Genomic DNA, 19,469 nt, shown 5'->3' on the forward strand with positions numbered 1-19,469 from the left:
AATTCTAACACTCCATAGTGAAAGCTTCATATTACATGAAACCAGTGATTTTCCACCAAGGGATACCGATTACGTAGTTCAATACTAAACATACTAAAGCGGAAATCAAACCAACTGTCCACCAATCTTTTACGTTGTTGTAACCAGCGGAGAAGATGATTGGACCAGGAGCAGCACCGTAGTGAGTTACGGAACCACCATAGGAGTTTGTGCCGATCAAGATGAAAGCAAGTAATGTAGGATCCACGCCTGCGTTAACACCTAAAATCAAGAATACTGGAAGCATCGCGGAGATGTATGCAGTACCAGATGCGAAGAAGTAACGAACTGCAACGGAAACAATGGAGATAAGGATAAGCATCATGAATGGATCTAAACCGAAGTTCATGTGAGTTTCTAAGTATTTAGCCAACCATTCGAAGAATTTACCTTTAGTCAATGCAGAGGATAAGCCCAAGATACCACCAAACCAAATCAATGTGTTCCAAGCAGCTTTAGTTTTGAGCAAATCATCCCAAGTAATAATACCAAATACGAATGTAGCAAGCATTGCTACGATAGCAACTGCTGTTGCATTAAGAGTAACATCAAAAGTAGGAAGAATCCAGCCTACGATTGCAAGAAGTGCGATAGCGATAAGACCTTTTTCGGACGCTTTCATAGGTCCTAATTCCGCCAAACCGTCAGCAGCAATTTTCTTGTTGTCGATGTCTTTTACACTTGGACGTTCATACATGTAGCCAATAAGTGGGATAAGCATTAACATGATGAAACCAGGTACGAACATAGCTAATGCCCATTGAGCCCAGTTTAAAGTTACACCAGTCAATTTAGTAATGAAGTCTAAAGCCAATAAGTTTGGCGCCATTGCTGTCGCAAAGAAGAAGGATGTTACTTTAGTTGCAAAGTAACCATTCTGTAAGAGGTAAGCACCTGCTTTTTTAGCAGTCTCACCTGGGTAAGAACCAACTGCTTCAGCGATGGACAAGTTGATTGGATATACGATACCTGCCGCACGAGCTGTGTTGGATGGTGTTGCAGGAGATAAGATCATATCAAGGAATGCAGTTACATAACCAAGACGAAGTGTTGTACTACCAAAAGCGCGAACCAAGTAGTACGCAATGCGGTGACCAAGGCCAGTTTTACCGAATGCAACGGATAAAGCGAAGGCTGCGAAGATCAACCACAATGCTGTATTACTGTAACCAACCAATACGTCTTTTGTATTGTTCAATAAAACAGAAGATGTAGCAACACCTAATAATACTGTAATAGGAACTGGGAATGGTTTTAATACCAAGCCCACGATAGTAGCTAAATAAATACCAAATAATTTCCATACTTCTGGTTTGAGGCCTTCAGGTGTGCCACCGAACCACATAAATGCGACGATGGCAACCATAAGGCCAATGCGCCATAATTTGTCTTTCATGTGTGTCTTTCCCTTTCTTAACTAACTTAGGCATACATAAAATCATCTAGTCTTTAACAACATAACCGCTCGCGACGTCGATTACATTGATTAAGTCTACCCTCATTATAAATGTTTAAAAGTAATATGAAAAATAGATTACCTTTATAGGGGTTATAAAAACTTTTATATCTACTAATCATACTTTTTATGCATTTTAAGCATAGAATTATAGTCCCAAATGAAAAAAATGCATGTATACCTCCTCAAAAGGATATACATGCACTTACATGGTACTATATTAATCTTAATCTATATTATGAGTTATTATATCGAAAAAGTCCAATACTAAAACAGCATGGATGAACAGTTAGAAAATCTCATAGATATACTCTATTATAATGCATCCTATGCTTTATATTCTCTAAATATACTGTCATCCACTACGGTATGTTCTTTGTAGTAATTACGAACATATTCGATAAATGTTTTTACTACAACCAGATTTTCCGCATCTTTTGTGTACACCATATTCGTATCACGGGTGATGTATTCACCATCTTTGCTACGCAATGGACTCACATAGATATCTTTATCCTTACAGGATCCAAGTCCCATATAGGTCAAGATAGACCAACCAAGGCCAGCACGAACAAAATGGCGACAAGTACTCATAGAGTTTACATCCATCGCCACACTTGGAGGCTCATCAAAATGTTCTGCACACCAAGTTTCGATAATATTTGCCACCGATGCATCTGTTTGATATTTAATGAATGGTACTTTTACCAAGGATTCAGGTGGCACTAATTCTTTATATACTAAACAATATGGTTCTGCTAGTAACAATTCAGACTTGCCAGACACATCATAACCACCACGAGCAAAGGCGACCATACAGTCACCGGTATTAAACATCTTTACCACTTGATGGCTGAAAGCAGTCTTCACTTGAATGTGAACATCTGGATATTGTTCTCGGAAAGATCTCAATAAGGCTGGTAATTCATAGTCTGCAAAGTTAATAGATGACGCGATTTTCAATGTCCCTTGAATCTTGCCAGAAGCGGAATTCATAGCATTCTCCAAGGCCTCTTGTTCTTGCATCATTCGCTTGCAGTAATCATAGAAAATTTCGCCTTGTGCCGTGAGGGCAATCCCTTCAGCAGTCCGCAACAACAGAGAATGGCTCAAGGCTTTTTCCATATGGCGCAACCGATAGCTCAACGCTGGTTGCGATAAAAATAATTTTTCAGCAGCCCTTGTAATATTGCCTTCATCCACAACAGTAACAAAGGTTTGCCATTCTCTATCGTCCATATAAACTCCTTTGTTATCGCTTATTACCAAAGATGCGTAATAAGGATAAGAATAAGTTAATGAAATCTAAATAAAGGCTCAAAGCACCAGTGATTTCAATGCGGTCTAAAATTGTTTCATCCTCCATGAGCGCCACTTGTGTCACATTATTTTTAATGCGGTTCACATCGATAGCTGTAAAGATAGAGAATACTACAACACCTACATAACCTAGAACTAAACTAACAGTATCACTAAAGCCACTGAGTACAGTCCAGTTAAAGAAGCGGGCCCCCATCATCACCAAGGATACGATGATCATGCCGAACAATGCCGCCATCACATATGGTGTAAGGGATGATAAATTACGTTTAGTTATAGCCCCTACCACGGCAAAGCCAACGAAGAAAGCAAGCGTACCTATTAACGCCGGAATAACAACATCAAACACATTGTATCGCAACGATACCAAAGTCAATGTGAGACCATTCAAAGCACTATAGAGGAAGAACATACCTCGTAACGTCATTACATTAGCAGAATATGCACGAGCACTAAAAAGGAATACCACACCTAGCTCTACTAATAAGATAATATTAAAATTTTGGTACGCAAAGCGTAACCAATTTGGATTCACTAATGCAGCAAAGCCAACACCAATAGTTGTAAGTAAGCCTACAACCATCCACAAGAAAGAGCCTTTTAATCGTTGGGATACGATACTTTCAACCTGTGCAACCTCAGCTGCAGTAGGTCCTGTTACATTATATGGATTCATACTATCCCTCCTTATTTAATTATCACTCATAGAGATTATCGAGCATTTGCAATGCCCGCAAACACCTTACCACGTTCGCCATCGATAGTCACTTCTTGACCTTCGAGGAGCACTTCGTGGGCATTTTTAGCGCCTAAGATAACAGGAATACCATACGTAATGCCCGCGATAGCACTGTCCGATGTATAACCATCTTCCACTGCGATGATACCGCCAGCACGTTTAGCAATGGCCATCAATTCAGGCTCCATTGTACCTACCACTAGGATATCGCCATCTTTGAAGCTTTCATAATTGCCCTTATGATTAGCCGCAATGTACACATTACCTGTAACGGATTTGCGTAAAATACCATTACCAGACAGGAGCACTCGACCTGCAATATGAACGCGAATCATATTGGTCGTACCTGTTGCACCAGATGGTACCCCAGCGGTAACAACTACGAGGTCACCAGACTCGATGGCGCCAGTGCCAAGAGCACCGGTAATAGCTTGTTTAACCATTTCATCGGAGTTGATGATTTCATGTCCCTTGATAGCCTCTACACCCCAGCATAATTGCATGCGACGGATAGTTTCCTCATGAGGTGTAACAGCGATAATTTTACAATCTGGACGATGACGAGCCACACTAAGTGCGGTGTGACCAGATTCAGTACATGTCAAAATAGCTGTGGCCCCGAGGTTTTGAGCTACGCGCACGCTAGCCAAACATACGGCGCTTGTGGTAGTCATTTCTTCATCCTCACGAGCGCGGCTATAGCTATCATAAATTGCAGCCTTCTCCGTTACCTCTGCAATGCGAGTCATGGTTGCAACAGCTTCTACAGGATAGGAACCATTGGCTGTTTCGCCAGACAACATAATCGCATCAGTACCATCCAAAATGGCGTTGGCTACGTCACTTGCTTCCGCACGTGTAGGACGTGGGTTTTGAATCATAGACTCGAGCATTTGTGTCGCCGTAATAACGGGTTTCCCCAAGTCATTACATTTTTCAATCATCATCTTTTGAAGTACTGGCACCTCTTCTGCAGGAATTTCTACACCGAGATCGCCACGAGCAACCATGAGTCCATCCGCAACTTCCAAGATTTCATCGATATTTTTAACGCCTTCTGCATTTTCAATTTTCGCGATAATCTTTATGTCTTTTTTCTCAGACTCAAGAATGCGACGAATAGCCACAATGTCTTTGCCGCGTTGCATGAAGGATGCGGCCACAAAGTCTACCCCTTGTTGACAACCAAAGCGCAAGTCTGCTTCATCCTGTTCAGATACGGGTGGCAAGCTTAGTGCTATACCTGGTACGGCTACACGCTTGCGGTTACCGATTTCCCCGCTGTTTTGAACAGTTGTAACGATATTATTACCTTCGATAGCATCGATAACAAGTGTTACAAGCCCATCAGCCAAGAGGACTTTATCCCCTACGGACACATCGCCTGTAAGACCTTTGTAGTTCACGGAGCTAAGCTCTTTTGTACCTTCCACATCATCTGTAGTCAACGTAAATTGTTGACCGGCTTCGAGAAATACCTTGCCCTCTTTAAATAGACCAAGACGTACCTCTGGACCTTTTGTATCGAGCATTAATGCGATTGGTTTATTCACAATCATCGCCGCATCGCGCACCATTTGCATGCGTTCTGCTTGCTCTTCATGGGATCCGTGGGAGAAGTTAAAACGAGCTACGTTCATGCCCGCCCGCATCATATCTTCTAAGATACCAAATTTATCCGTTCCCGGACCTACAGTACATACGATCTTTGTACGTTTCATCTTTCCTCCTATGAAAGCACCTCCAAGATTGGATCTTTCATTTCTTATTATATCAATGTTGGTGAAAGCTATCTATACCTCACGCAACATATGTTTCTCTACACCATTTATATACTTATGTATCAAGTATATGCTTATTACATGTTACACCTATATATGCTCATTATATGTCGCACATACTTGTGTTAACATTATATGTTTACTGTACCTCTACGGAGCCCTCGCCTAGAATAGATTCAATAGCCCTGATAGATTCATCACTAGGGTCAAAGCACATATTCGGTGGTAAATTAATGCGTTTTCGTTGACGGTGTAAATATAACGACGTTGGCACAGAGCCAGCGGTGCTAGTCAATACGCGTTTTAAGGCTTCGCTATTTTCTGGTGTATCATATTGGCTATAAATGTGGATTGCCACCTGTTTTGCCTGCCCATAGTTTACCTTTAATGGCGTAATACGGTCTGCAATGATTTGCACACCCTTTTCATCCGCATCAACCCGGCCTTTTACCTTAACAATCATATCGACCGCAAGGAATTGCTGACTTTGACTAAAGACCTTAGGGAATGCCACTACATTAGCCGCACCAGAATAATCTTCGATGCGAAGAATGGACATAACCTCATTGCGCTTTGTCATGCGATCCGATTTATTTTCGATGAGGCCACCAAAGGTAATGGTTTGGCCATCGTATTGCTCTGGATTTTCTACGAGAGCACCCAGTTCAAAGAGACCTTCCAATTCTTTCGCATATCCTTGCAATGGATGCCCCGTAATGTAAAAGCCGGTATATTCTTTTTCATCCTTTAACTTATCGTCTTCCGATAAATCCTCCACATTGGGAACAGGGATGAAATCGACAGATTCTTCCATATCGCCAAAGAGGTTCATGGTACCCATAGCAGCATCTTTTTGCTCTTTAGCACCAACGGCTTGTGCGCTTTCATACATGTGCAACAATTGGTTACGATTTTCCTTGAAGCCATCCATGGCGCCGCAGCGAATGAGACTTTCAAGAAGTCGTTTATTAACAACCCTATTATCCACCCGTTTGCAGAAGTCCACGATATCCGTATACAGACCATGCTCATTGCGCTCGCGAATCAAGCGATCAATAGCATTGTCCCCTACGTTCTTAATACCGCCAAGGCCAAAGCGAATGGCGTCGTCTTGTACGGCAAAACTGCGTTCAGAATAGTTAATATCTGGACCTAGAACCTTAACGTTATGCTTCTTGCAAGAGTTAATGTAATACGTTAACTTTTGCATATTCTGCATGAAGCTCGTCATGGTAGCCGCCATAAATTCCGGGAAATAGTGCGCTTTCAAGTACGCTGTCTGGTACGCGATATACGCATAAGCCGCACTATGTGATTTATTAAAGCCGTAGCCAGCGAAGTATACGAGCAAGTCGAATACTTCATTCGCAACGGATTCAGTAATACCGTTTGCTACGGAGCCTTGAATAAAGGACTCCCGTTGCGCCTTTAGAACAGATTCCTTTTTCTTACCCATGGCACGGCGCATCAAATCCGCTTGACCAAGGGAGAAGCCCCCCATGGCGGACGCAATCTGCATAACCTGTTCTTGGTATAAGATTACACCAAAGGTATCTTTCAAGATAGGTTCCAAAATAGGATGTAAATAAGTAACCTCTTTTTTACCATGACGGCGGTCGATAAAGTCCGCCACCATCCCAGAGCCTAATGGGCCTGGACGATACAAGGCTACCAATGGAATTAAGTCTTCAAAATGCTCAGGCTTAAGGTCCATAACGAGCTTAGTGATACCTTCCGACTCAAGTTGGAATACACCAGATGTGTCACCCTTGGTGAGAAGCTCACAAGCCGCCGCATCATCGAGCGGAATGGCGTCTAAGTCTAGGTCAATACCACGGTTCGCCTTGATGAGTTTTAAAGCATCCCCCATAACCGTCAAAGTACGGAGGCCCAAGAAGTCCATTTTTAGGAGGCCCAATTCCTCGATATTATCCTTATCATACTGCGTTACAAAGCCTTCATCGTTGGCATTTTGTACAGGTACATGGTCATCGAGAGGATCTGCAGAAATTACGACGCCCGCCGCGTGCGTGGACGAATTTCGCGCTATCCCTTCTAGCTTTTTACCAAAGTCGAATAACTCTTTTACATTTGGATCGGTTTCGTATAAAGCTTTTAACTCTTTTCCTTGTAGAGCCTTATCTAAGGTAATCCCCAGTTCGTTGGGAATCATCTTAGCGATGCGGTTCACTTCAGCCAGAGGTAAGTCGAGCACGCGACCTACGTCACGAATAACGGCACGAGCTGCCTCTGTACCAAAGGTAATAATCTGAGATACGCGAGCTTGACCGTATTTTCTCGTCACATATTCAATGGCTTGACCACGTTTTTCATAGCAGAAGTCAATATCGATATCAGGCATGCTTACCCGCTCTGGATTTAAGAACCGTTCAAAAAGCAAATCGTATTTTAATGGATCAAGACCTGTAATACCTAAAAGGTACGCTACTACAGAACCTGCCGCAGAACCACGGCCTGGTCCTACTAAGATATCGTGCTCACGGGCATACCGCACATAATCCCACACGATGAGGAAGTAATCCTCAAACCCCATCGTACCGATAACATCTAACTCGTAGTCGAGACGCTTTTGTAACTCTTCAGACGTTTCACCATAAAGGCGTGGAATTTCTCGTTCACAAACCTTACGTAAATACGTTTTAGACGTTTCCCCTTCGGGCACATCAAAGTGAGGCAAGTGATGTTCGTCGAAGTTGAATTCTACGTTACAGCGCTCTGCAATTTTTAATGTGTTTTCAATGGCCCCAGGAATATGAGAGAACAACTGCGCCATCTCATCCCCGGATTTCAAATAGAACTCATCATTAGGGAACTTTAAGCGGTCCACTTCGGCACGGCGGCGGCCTGTAGAAATACAAACCTTAATATCCTGAGCGTCTGCATCCTCTTTTAAGACATAGTGGAAGTCATTAGACGCTACGATGCCAAGACCGTATTCCTTGCTGAGCTTAATGAGCTCCTCTTGTGCCTTTGCTTCTTCTGGTAAGCCATGATTTTGAATTTCTAAGAAGAAATTATCCTTGCCGTATGTCTCGATATACCATTCGATGGAGCGTTTAGCACCCTCCATATTATCTTGCAAGATATACTGAGGGATTTCTCCTTGAATACAAGCACTGAGGGCAATTATCCCCTTGCTGTATTGGCGCAATAAATCTCGGTCTGCACGAGGACGATACAACATACCTTCCGTCGATGCTTTAGACACGATTTTAACGAGATTACGATACCCCTCCATGGTCTCAGCTAATAGGATGAGATGTTTTAATCGTTCACGGCTGCGACCTTCGGGACGATCGAATCGGCTATGTTCCGTTACATACACTTCACAACCGATGATAGGCTTAACGCCTTGCGCTATACACTCTTTATAGAAGTAAATAGCTGCATACATATTTCCGTGGTCTGTAATGGCAAGGGCCGGCTGATTTAACTCCTTCGCACGACGTACCATGTCAGGCAAACGACTGATGCCGTCAAGCAAACTAAACTCTGTATGACTATGTAAATGTACAAATGGCTGCATGGTACACCTCCTTTAAGGGCGATGAGCAAAATACACGTTCAATGACTTCTTACGAGCCTTCCAATCTGGCAAAAACTGTGCCACGAGATTGTGAAAGTTCTTGGAATGGTCTAAATATTTAAAATGAGCAAACTCATGAACCATGACGTACTCAATATACGCCTGTGGCCCCTCTAACAAACGGGTATTCATCTTGATGAGCTGCTTTGCTGGGGTACAAGAACCCCAACGGCTCTTCATACGTTGCTGTTTTATAGTTGGCATGGGAACATCGATATGTTGCTTGTGAAAGCGTTGATACACGACCTTCGCCCAATGGACAAAGACCTTCTCCCCTAAATTACGCCAGTAACTTTGCATTAATTTATGTTTAGCTTCAAAGGTCGTACCACGAGGTACAACCATGGTAAGTATGGCTTTTCCATCAAAGCCGATGTGAGGCTTTCCATCCTGCTCAACTAGGCGCAACGTAACGGGAATACCGAGGATTGATAAACTTTCACCATTCACATACTGCAACGCATCGACGCGCTTGGCATTCAATGCATCAATCTTATAACGAGCCCGCTCAATGGAGGACATATTTTCGATAACAAACTTGTCCACCACATAATCCGGCACATACCCATTCGCCGACACATGGATCACACCATCCATGGTAATGCGCATGTTCATGTTCTTCACACGCTTGATGGTTAACTCATATTCAATTGTGTCGCCATTATAGGTAATAGACCTAGTTGTTGAAGTATTCATACCTTTTATTTTATCATAAAACACTCATAAAATCGTAAAAATCTAGTGATTTTAATAGAACTACTTAGATTTTAATCAATACTGATTTTTATTAATTTGTAATATAAAAATGACACCTATACCAAGCTCTTGTGCATGGTATAGGTGTCATAAGAGTAAATTAAAGATTTAAGTAAGATTATTTTATACAAAATTACTTTTTAAAATTAATAAATAAACTTAACTATAGTTTTATTTTGTTCTTTTGAAACAATAATTTTTACTTTATTTGTCGTATCAAATAAGGTATATGTAGAGCCTTCAGATTTATCAGAATCAATAAGCTTTATGCTATATAATTGCAATTCATTGATTACTTCTTCTACGGAGAGGTTCTGATACTCAATTGTTTTTACAGCAATCTGACTATTCTTCCCCTCATATGAAGTATTCATAGCCACTACATAGCTATTATACCGCTCTAAAGTCGAACTAGAATTATTCACATGATTTAGGAATATAGGATGCATCAAGACTATAATTATTGAATATAGCAAAAATAGACTAATTATTAAAATCCAACCAACTATTATAAATCGAGCTCGAAATGGTAATTCATAAAATTTAGATCTTAACATTGTATACATCCACATAGTTACTCCATAAAAAACCAAAAATCTCTAATCTATTCTTTCCTCTGATGACTCTTCATTATTGTTATTAGGATTTGTAAATAATCCATTTGGTTGATATATATTATAATATTTAAAATCAATTCCTCTTGCTTCATTAACCCCATATCGAAAATCATTGGAATTAGGCATTTGAATAGCAGTCTCAATTCCTACTACTGCCATACCAGTTGTACTAATAGACGAATTTGTTGAAAAAGAATCTTTAGAGATACTAGCTCCTGTTCCTCCCAAAATACCTATATTAGCATATGCACTCACACCAGTAAAACTTCCCCATTTATAGGTTACAGTAGACTTCGTAATATGAACAGGAAAAGTCCCTTCACCAATATCTGCGCCTTGAATTAAATATTTATTTCCCTGATAATCCACACCATAAGCATGGTTAAATGTAACCGGAATACTCCAAGGAGAGATACCTGCAGCTTTTACCACTAACTGATTCTCTTCTTTTGGCCAGTCTCTTGGTGGTAATAAAGTATCTGCTTCACTTTCCATTGATTTTACCATAATGTATCTACCATATTGCTCTGCAATCTGCTTCTGCTCCTCCGTCCCCAATTGATAATCTTCCGCAATAGGGGCATGATATATTCCATACATTGGAACCACATATTCATTCCACTTAGTAGCATAAGATGCAGTTGCAGCACCACTATTACTTGATTCTCCACTTACTTTATTAACTACACCACCTACGGCAGCACTCAACCATTGTGCTAATGCAGGATCATGTTTAGCTACTTTCTTTATTTCTCCAATTAATAGCTCATTAGTCATAGTAGCTTTAAATCCGCTACCCGGTGTATTACCAGCCATACGCGCTGCTACTTCACCTATGATACCATGTGCAATAGATTTAGCGATTTTGCCATCTTTGGTTGTTGGTTGCCAGTTATGTAGTTGTTCAAATGCGTTTTTAGAGAAAAGACGTGCTAATTCTTGACGCTCTTCAATTTTCTTTTTATCGAAAATCTTATCTAATTGATGCAACGTATTTTCGGTATTCGTATTGATGGTTTTAGTATCAATTTCTTTGCCATCTACAGTTAGTATACCATCAGAGATAGCAGATTGAGTAGTAGAGCTTGCTTTACCTTTAGATCCTATGCCTAAATTTGGAACTAGACCGATATTGTTATAAATCTTATCATAGCCTTTTTTATCGCTGGTCTTCATCTCTTCGAGTTTCTTTTTACTGCCATAGTAGTTATATCCAATACCATTGTTGCTATATGTATACTCAGCTTCATTTTGGATATCTTTCATCTCTAGAGATTTTGTAGTCAATTTATTCTTAGCTTTTAGAGCATCACTTTTAATTAAAGCACCTTCTAATGTAGTACTATTACCTACATTAATGTCATAGCCTTCTTCTCCAGCATAAATGCCAGCTTGTTCTGTTACGCTTTTCCATTTGCTATCAATTCTCCCTACACTAGCATTTATACTGCCAGTTGGATCCTTAAATGTTGGTTTGAAGGAAACAGAGAGCCCAGCGGATTTACTATGTTCTTTAAAGTTATCTACATCTTGTAAGCTTTGAATATGTAAATCACGACCTGTATCTACATCTACTTTTTTACCAGATACGGTAGACCCAATAATATTTGTATCTCGTTTTGCTTTAAGCTGTGCTAATTCAACCGCTTTAATCTTTGTTGGTACATAACTTTCTTGATGGGTATCTCCATTTTGTCGTGCCATATGAGCACTCGCATTAATATCGAGAAGGCCACCACCAGTTAAACTAATACCAGCACCTACGCTCCAACCAGAGCTTTTATAGGAATTATTAACATCTACAGTATTTTTACCAGCCTCAAGTTTAATATCTCTAGCACTATCTAATACTAGTTTTTTAGCTTTTACCGTTTCACCAGTTAAACCGATACCATTTTGCTCAGCATCACGAGCTATAATGTGTACATTATTTTCACTAATAAGAGTACCACCTTGATATGTTTTTGTATCAACTACTTGACCTTGTTTCCTTGAAGTACTACCAACACTTACAGATAGATTAATAGCATTATCAATATTTTTAGGACCTCGTTTAGCTTTACCATCTACTTTTTCAACTTTACCAGTCACTGCATCTCGTATTTTAGCTCCATGTAAAGCACTATCTACAGCTTCATATCCATCTTGTAACTGTTTACGAGCTTCATTAAGTTCAAGTGCTGCTAAACGTTTATCATCACGGCCACCAGCTTGTTTAATAGTTCGCGTTGCATTCGTTATACTATCAGCTAAAGCACCACCTAATGCTACTGTTAAACCGGACTTTTTATAGCGATCATCATGCGTCATATGTTGCGTATCAGTATTACCATCAAGGGTTACTGTAGCCCCCTCAATCGTTGTACCGGTTTTACTTAATACATCGGCACTAGTAAGATGTACCGTATCATTAGCCGTAATGTTTACATGGCCCTTCGTACTAGCAATAGTATTACGTACAGTTTCCTCTTCACGATTGGTATCATCTACATCTCGTTTTTCTGTACCAATAGTGAATCCGATACCACTTCCCATTAAACCTGAAGTCTTATGACGATATGTACTCGCTTCTTTCGTTACATTCTTATCCGCACCGAGTTCAACCTTGCCAGCTGCTGACACTTGAACGCCTTGTTCCCCCATCAGTTTAGCGGATTGTCCCATCACATCATGACCAGATTTAATCGTAACTTCTTTACCACTCACAACAGAACCTGTTACAGCAGTCACTTGTGCCACACCGGTTGCATCCGTACGTTCCCGTTTAACTAAACTTTTCTTCTTGTCCTTATACACATGGTCAACAGTACTTGTAGCCGCTGCAGTATCAAGTTTTACATTCTTACCTTCCACCTGAACTTTATCAGCTGCCAAAATTTCACTACCACTAAGTGCTACATCAGCATTAGCAGCCACAGTTACATTGTTACCTTCCACACTGCTGCCTACAGTGGTTACTTCATTCACTAAATCATGTGTTTCTGTAGTCTGAGAATGACCACCACCAGATTTTCCTTTATCATAGCGATGTTCCTCTAATTCATGATTCGCTGTCATAGACTGCATGTTTACCTGACGTCCAGCTACTAGAGTAACATCTTTATTGGAAGTCACCTTACCGGCCTGCATTGTAACATCACGGCCTGCTGTAACTACAGCATCACCTTTCGCCATAATTTGACCTTGATCTACAGCGTTTACCGTCTCACGACGACTATTGGCACTGTTCCATACAACCTTATTATTGCTAGCTTCATACTTGACGCCGTTATTGATAACATCACGATCTGCCGCCACGACAAGTTTTCCTTTTTCAATAGAATAGGCATTTTCTCTAAAGTAAGTGAAGAGTCAGACTTAACAGCCAAAATTCTCAACCACAATTCTAATACCCAACTCAATATGCCTATAACAGCTAAAAGATGAATTAAATTAGCACCATCATAAGGAATATTAATGAGTATAAAAACCAGACAACCTATTCCTATTTCTATATATAACATAGATTTAGAACGTTTAACTTGTTCCTTGTCTAATACAAAATAAGGATTCCTAATAAAATATAGACAATATATACATAAAAAAAATAATGAAAGACCAATCTTCATATATAGCTCCATTTAAAATAAAATTATAAATGCAATCTTTCTAACCAATTATTACGGGCTAACACTACAATATATCCATCATTTACCGGATCCTTTGTTACATATACTCTATATGATTGATTTTCATATACATAACGAGACTCAGTTTGGTCAACTAAGGTCCAATTCCCACTCAAGGGCTTTATTGATTTTATATCTCTATGTAGTAAATCTTTCTTTATGTTTATTGATACTCCTCTAGATAATAGATTTTTTCTGTTCGAATCATATACATCTCCAGCGATCATATAGTGTTCTCGTGGAAAAGTTGCATTTAAAGCTTGCGTCAATTCCATTCTAGACTGCTCAACATTATCATTAAACAAAAACTTATAACCTAATCCACAAATTAGCCATAAGCTAAAACAGCCTATAAACATATACCAAACAACAGAATAAATTGTTTTAAAATTCATCCCTAATTTTTCCTCTTACCTCATCAATATCACTAATATCAGAGTCAGTTCTATTAGTTGACTTTTTGTAGTATAGTTTGCCACCCATCGATTTCGAACACCTAATGAACAGATCCGTAAAAGCTTATCTAATCAATTTCATCAACGAACTTTAAATCATTTATCTCCATAAGTTAGCTCTAAAGATACCTCACCATTAGAGGTTAATGTATATACTAAACCAGAGAATGGGTTTTGATTATAGAATTTAAAAGTCTCAATCATCGCTAAAATTTCATTCTTTAAATCATACATAACTTCCGAAATAATAGCCGGCTCTTTATCATTATTTTCTACATACTTTGTAATACATGAATCATCCTCAGTTTTATAAACCCAAAGCTCTACAAAGGGATTATTAACATTCATATCAAAGTGTAATTTAGCACGATGCCAATTTAGAGGCGTTAACTTGTATATACTTTTGGCCACTTTATTATAATGTTTTTCAAGTTCTGATTCTAAGCTTATATGCTTTAACTTAAACGCCTTATCAATGGCAGTATAATTTTTTGCTAATACACGAGACTCCATATCTTCCAATAATAAAACACCTCGAGGACCTTTTAGCATTTCTTTATATACATCCGGCTCAAATTCATCTTCTCTAGCCAGAACACCAAAATTCTGATATCTCCACTTATGTCTATTTTGAAGCCAATACTCATCAGTTACGCGATCATTATGAAATTCACAATGGGGTTCATAGTCATCTCGTGAAATATACATCGTTCCCCATGTCCATTGTTCTGTAGAAGCTTCATGAAGTAAACGTACATACGTCAAAATCTCACTAGTCCCAGCTTTTATAGATTTTACTTTTTCATCACTACAATTATATAATAAATCTCCATAACTAATGATTGAACCTGCCGGAGTTTTTACATAATAACAAGCCGAACTCATACCTGATTCTGTACATTCAAAAAACAAATAACACTTATACCAATGTATTGGCATACAATCAATAAGTATATCTCTTATTTTATTAATATATCTATCCATATATCCTCACATTAATTATTAGGAATTTCATCGGAGGATCTTCTATTCCTCTTACATCATCATTAGTAATGATTCGATGTTTATCTAAATCAAAAAATGTTAGATCATAACCTAAATAATACCAGCGATTATTGCTAGTATTTAGCACCATGGTTTGAGTTAATTAGCATTTTTCTAAAGTTATATAAAACCTCTTTTGAAAAGCCTTCTAACTTAGTTTTCTTAAATAATAATCATAAGTATATATACAACTTAAAAATCTTCTAGAATCTATAATCCTAAGTCTATAAACTTCCCTGAAACTTTGATCTGCCAAAACATCCCTTTAGTGGCTTTTAAATCAATACCTGTTTCTAACTTGTCAGAACTCATACCATAAAATGGTAATAATACCTGTAATGATGCTAATTTTGCTTTCATAGTAATTAAATCTTTACTTAATTGCCCGGATATATTAGTATCGGCTATCTCCTGTAAATTGGAAATACATGCTTGAAGATCTTCATCCTGAATACGTTCACACGTATATATTTCAGACAAATAAGTCTGTTTAATACAACTTAAGATTGATTCAGAAATGAATTCAGGTTTTTGTAAGACTTCATACAATCCTAACAAAAACAACGCCCAAAATATCTCCTCTACATAATCGGTAAAGAAATAGATACCGAACTTCTTTTCATCATGTGTAGAAATCTTTAACGCTTCAGATAAAGTATTACCCTCTAACTCCCGTTCTATTAAAGCAATCCAACTACTGCATTCAATATCATCTAACGTATCATTTAATGCTGGTATAGGGATTCTACGAGCCATCCACTCATCAACATCCTCTAAACTCATCCCATCACCAATTATATTTAACAGTTTATCGGACAGATGTGCTTTTCTACACATTAATCGAATTAACATACTAAATATGTAATATTCTAGAATGGTCAAGTCAATATAATTTCGTCTATATGCCTTAACAGCACCCAATATAAAGACCATTAAAAATGTATCTAAGCTTTTTTTATTTTTAAAATAAATCATAATTATACCTCTACCCACTATATTATTTTAGCTTTTGATTTACTGGTTTATCATTAACCCTTTTTATTTATAGTAATAAATAATATATATTCTTTAGCCAGACTCCCCAACTAAGTATGAATACATTGAAAAGTTAATCACTCTAAATAGTTTTCTAACCCCATTTTATGTTCTGGTTTTAAGCTCATACTCTCTCGTGCAGTAACTAACTTAATAAACAATTCTTCTATAACATCCTTATCATCTTTACTAAATTGACTATAATGATCTATAGCTATAATTTTATCTTTTAGTTGTTCATCATGATTTCGTTCTTTGATTAATTCATTAACACTAAACTCTTTTGATTTACTAGAAACCGTTTCATTAATAAAATTATAATTTAATAAGTTATTAGAATAGTACTTCCATACTATACCAGTTTCTAAATCTATCTTAGTAATGCTTCCAAAATCAACATTATAAAATATATTATTAGAAATTTTATACGTATCAATTTTCGATAATTTAGATCCTGTAGCTAAATTATAAATTCCACGGGTTTCGTAAGAAAAAAAGAATGGAAATCTAATGATACTTCCCTCCTCTATAGGAATTCTTTGCCTAAAATCAGCATAAAATTTGCTTTTCCAAACTTCCTGTTCCGAATCAGAAAAACGACTAAATTCTGGATATACATTAGTAATGTCATTTATTCTGATTTCATTAGATGGCTCTTTATGTAATATAAATACATGTTCGTTATTTAATTCATTATATACACCAATACCATTTGTAGTTATATAATATATTTTCCCTCGTACTTCATCAAAACCAAGAACATTAGAAGCAATTATATTAGTTGGCTCTTTGTAATATATTATACCTCCCCTCAGATCCAAATAGTGGATAAATGGATGCATAAAGTTTGTAGCAAAGAAAAGCCAACCGCCAAAAATAATACCTACTACTATTAAACAAGAAAGAAGTATTCTCTCAAGCCATTTTTTTGAGTTTTTTCCTATCTGCATGAAAGCTTATCCAATCAATTTCATCAACGAACTTAAAATTATTTATCTCCATAAGTTAGCTCTAAAGATACCTCACCATTAGAGGTTAATGTATATACTAAACCAGAGAATGGGTTTTGATTATAGAATTTAAAAGTCTCAATCATCGCTAAAATTTCATTCTTTAAATCATACATAACTTCCGAAATAATAGCCGGCTCTTTATCATTATTTTCTACATACTTTGTAATACATGAATCATCCTCAGTTTTATAAACTAGAAGCTCTACAGAGGGATTATCAATATTCATATCAAAGTCTAATTTAGCACGATGCTAATTTAAAGGCGTTAATTTGTATATACTTTTGGCCACTTTATTATAATGTTTCTCAAGTTCTGATTCTAAGCTTTTATGCTTTAACTTAAACGCCTTATCAATAGCAGTATAATTTTTTGCTAATACACGAGATTCCATATCTTCCAATAATAAAATACCTCGTGGACCTTTTAGCATTTCTTTATATACATCCGGCTCAAATTCATCTTCATTTTCCAAAACACCAAAGTTTTTATATACCCACTTATATCTATTTTGGAGCCAGCAATCGTCAGTTACAGGGTCATTATGAAATTCACAATGTGGCTCATAGTCATCGCGTGAAATATACATTGTCCCCCAAGTCCACTTCTCAATCGATGCTTCGTGTAATAATCTAACATTCGTTAAAATATCATACATCCCCTGTTTTATTCGTTCGCTATTTTCATCAGAAAAATTATATATAAATTCACCATATTGAATAATAGATCCACCTGGCGTTTTTATATAATAACAACCTGATGTTGATCCTAACTCAGAACATTCAAAATACAAATAAATCTTATACCAATATTTAGGCGTACACTCCACCAATATATCTCTTATTTTATTAATATATGTATTCATAGTTATTCCTATTAATCTTCACTTTTCCAATTAAATTTATTTAAATCTTGATGAAATTAAATACAAACATACATGTTAATAAAAATAACATTGGCAATGTAGAATAAAAATCTTTTTTAGCTTTTTTATTGAGCATTACTTTCACGTCAGGTGATAAACTACAATCCAATTCAATAGCAGGAACTCTTAACCACATTTCTAATAAAAACAGACTTACAGATATCAATTCTAATAAAAACCGCACTAGTCTAGAATATCCTGCAAAAATAATATATAAGAAAATTATCACACCTAAAAGCAGCTCTGAAATTAACAAAGATTTTGAGCGTTTAATTTTAATATGCTGTAATGTGAAGTATGGATTTTTAATGAAATACAGACAAAATAAAAATGCTAAAAATCCTGCAAATACTACTATCATAGCTTTCTCCTGTAAGACTAGTAAATATTTATTCCACGTCTATAATTCAATTATATGTTAAACTAACGTATACCACCAACGAATATTTTGTTATATATGGCAAAAAAGCACCATCTATCGAGGGACAACTTATGTTTCGTTTAGTCCCTAAATAGATGGTGCTTTTTATTTTAGATTCCGTCGTGCCGTTAAACTACCCGCACTGTTAGCTAGTCCAGCCCGATTGATATGAGGGTTTCCATGTTTGTACGTCTTTGGCTTACTGCTTTTATCTTCTACTTTTGATTTCTCAAATTTAGTAAATAGATTATCGAGCTCGCGCAAGAGCGCACGTTTTTGCGAGTCTTTTAACTCGTATACATCACCTTTATAGGCGATGTATTTATTTTTTAGTACAGGACTGAGATCATAGATGGGCTCGTGTTGTTCTCCATTTACATCTAATAGCTCATCCAAGGTCAATCCATAATAGCGAGACAGGGCACAGAGTGTATCTAAATCTGGTTCGCGATACCCTGTTTCGTAATTTGAAAGCGCCGCATTACTGATACCTACGGCCTTTGCTACTTCGATTTGGCTTTTGCCCATGCGCACGCGAGCACGCTTTAAGTTCTTGTAAAACTGCATGTTCATCACCTGTATCGATACATAAACA

General features: G+C 37.7%; 16 protein-coding genes. All 16 read right to left on the reverse strand.

Annotation, left to right across the window (positions count from 1 at the left end):
- Positions 1 to 31: 31 nt before the first annotated feature.
- Positions 32 to 1,435 (reverse strand): DASS family sodium-coupled anion symporter, encoded by a 1,404-nt coding sequence (locus DWV85_RS08735; protein ID WP_012864718.1) that lies wholly within the window; start codon positions 1,433 to 1,435, stop codon positions 32 to 34.
- Positions 1,436 to 1,822: 387 nt separating this feature from the next.
- Complete coding sequence (locus DWV85_RS08740; protein WP_105086979.1) at positions 1,823 to 2,734, reverse strand: LysR family transcriptional regulator; 912 nt, start codon at positions 2,732 to 2,734, stop codon at positions 1,823 to 1,825.
- 13 nt (positions 2,735 to 2,747) lie between these two features.
- Positions 2,748 to 3,491 carry a Bax inhibitor-1/YccA family protein gene (locus tag DWV85_RS08745; protein ID WP_101928435.1) on the reverse strand — a complete coding sequence of 248 codons (744 nt, stop codon included), beginning with the start codon at positions 3,489 to 3,491 and terminating at the stop codon, positions 2,748 to 2,750.
- Between the two features lie 35 nt (positions 3,492 to 3,526).
- Positions 3,527 to 5,275 carry a pyruvate kinase gene (gene pyk / locus DWV85_RS08750; protein WP_123138532.1) on the reverse strand — a complete coding sequence of 583 codons (1,749 nt, stop codon included), beginning with the start codon at positions 5,273 to 5,275 and terminating at the stop codon, positions 3,527 to 3,529.
- A gap of 199 nt (positions 5,276 to 5,474) precedes the next feature.
- A complete protein-coding gene (locus DWV85_RS08755) occupies positions 5,475 to 8,882 on the reverse strand; it encodes a DNA polymerase III subunit alpha (RefSeq protein ID WP_123138533.1) in 3,408 nt (1,135 codons plus the stop codon).
- Between the two features lie 12 nt (positions 8,883 to 8,894).
- Positions 8,895 to 9,662 (reverse strand): SprT family zinc-dependent metalloprotease, encoded by a 768-nt coding sequence (locus DWV85_RS08760; RefSeq protein ID WP_119563347.1) that lies wholly within the window; start codon positions 9,660 to 9,662, stop codon positions 8,895 to 8,897.
- 182 nt (positions 9,663 to 9,844) lie between these two features.
- Positions 9,845 to 10,255, reverse strand: a complete 411-nt coding sequence (locus DWV85_RS08765; protein ID WP_147416660.1) for a hypothetical protein — start codon at positions 10,253 to 10,255, stop codon at positions 9,845 to 9,847.
- 42 nt (positions 10,256 to 10,297) lie between these two features.
- Complete coding sequence (locus DWV85_RS08770) at positions 10,298 to 13,612, reverse strand: hemagglutinin repeat-containing protein (RefSeq protein ID WP_243632560.1); 3,315 nt, start codon at positions 13,610 to 13,612, stop codon at positions 10,298 to 10,300.
- A gap of 334 nt (positions 13,613 to 13,946) precedes the next feature.
- On the reverse strand, positions 13,947 to 14,378 hold the full coding sequence (locus DWV85_RS08780) for a hypothetical protein (protein WP_123138534.1): 432 nt from the start codon (positions 14,376 to 14,378) through the stop codon (positions 13,947 to 13,949).
- Positions 14,379 to 14,534: 156 nt separating this feature from the next.
- Complete coding sequence (locus DWV85_RS08785; protein ID WP_123138535.1) at positions 14,535 to 15,422, reverse strand: immunity protein YezG family protein; 888 nt, start codon at positions 15,420 to 15,422, stop codon at positions 14,535 to 14,537.
- A 270-nt stretch (positions 15,423 to 15,692) separates the two neighbouring features.
- A complete protein-coding gene (locus DWV85_RS08790; RefSeq protein ID WP_004696790.1) occupies positions 15,693 to 16,457 on the reverse strand; it encodes a DUF3969 family protein in 765 nt (254 codons plus the stop codon).
- A 137-nt stretch (positions 16,458 to 16,594) separates the two neighbouring features.
- Positions 16,595 to 17,467, reverse strand: a complete 873-nt coding sequence (locus DWV85_RS08795; RefSeq protein WP_123138536.1) for a hypothetical protein — start codon at positions 17,465 to 17,467, stop codon at positions 16,595 to 16,597.
- 38 nt (positions 17,468 to 17,505) lie between these two features.
- Complete coding sequence (locus DWV85_RS09430; RefSeq protein WP_243632561.1) at positions 17,506 to 17,757, reverse strand: hypothetical protein; 252 nt, start codon at positions 17,755 to 17,757, stop codon at positions 17,506 to 17,508.
- Between the two features lie 24 nt (positions 17,758 to 17,781).
- Positions 17,782 to 18,393 carry an immunity protein YezG family protein gene (locus DWV85_RS08800; RefSeq protein WP_243632562.1) on the reverse strand — a complete coding sequence of 204 codons (612 nt, stop codon included), beginning with the start codon at positions 18,391 to 18,393 and terminating at the stop codon, positions 17,782 to 17,784.
- A 40-nt stretch (positions 18,394 to 18,433) separates the two neighbouring features.
- The gene (locus DWV85_RS08805; protein ID WP_123138537.1) at positions 18,434 to 18,814 is read right to left on the reverse strand and encodes a hypothetical protein; all 381 of its coding nucleotides are present in this window, start codon (positions 18,812 to 18,814) and stop codon (positions 18,434 to 18,436) included.
- A gap of 165 nt (positions 18,815 to 18,979) precedes the next feature.
- Positions 18,980 to 19,441, reverse strand: coding sequence for a helix-turn-helix domain-containing protein (locus DWV85_RS08810; protein ID WP_123138538.1), 462 nt, complete (start codon positions 19,439 to 19,441; stop codon positions 18,980 to 18,982).
- Between the last annotated feature and the right edge of the window lie 28 nt (positions 19,442 to 19,469).

The organism is Veillonella sp. AF13-2, assembly GCF_003603295.1.
Taxonomy (GTDB): Bacteria; Bacillota; Negativicutes; order Veillonellales; family Veillonellaceae; genus Veillonella; species Veillonella parvula_E.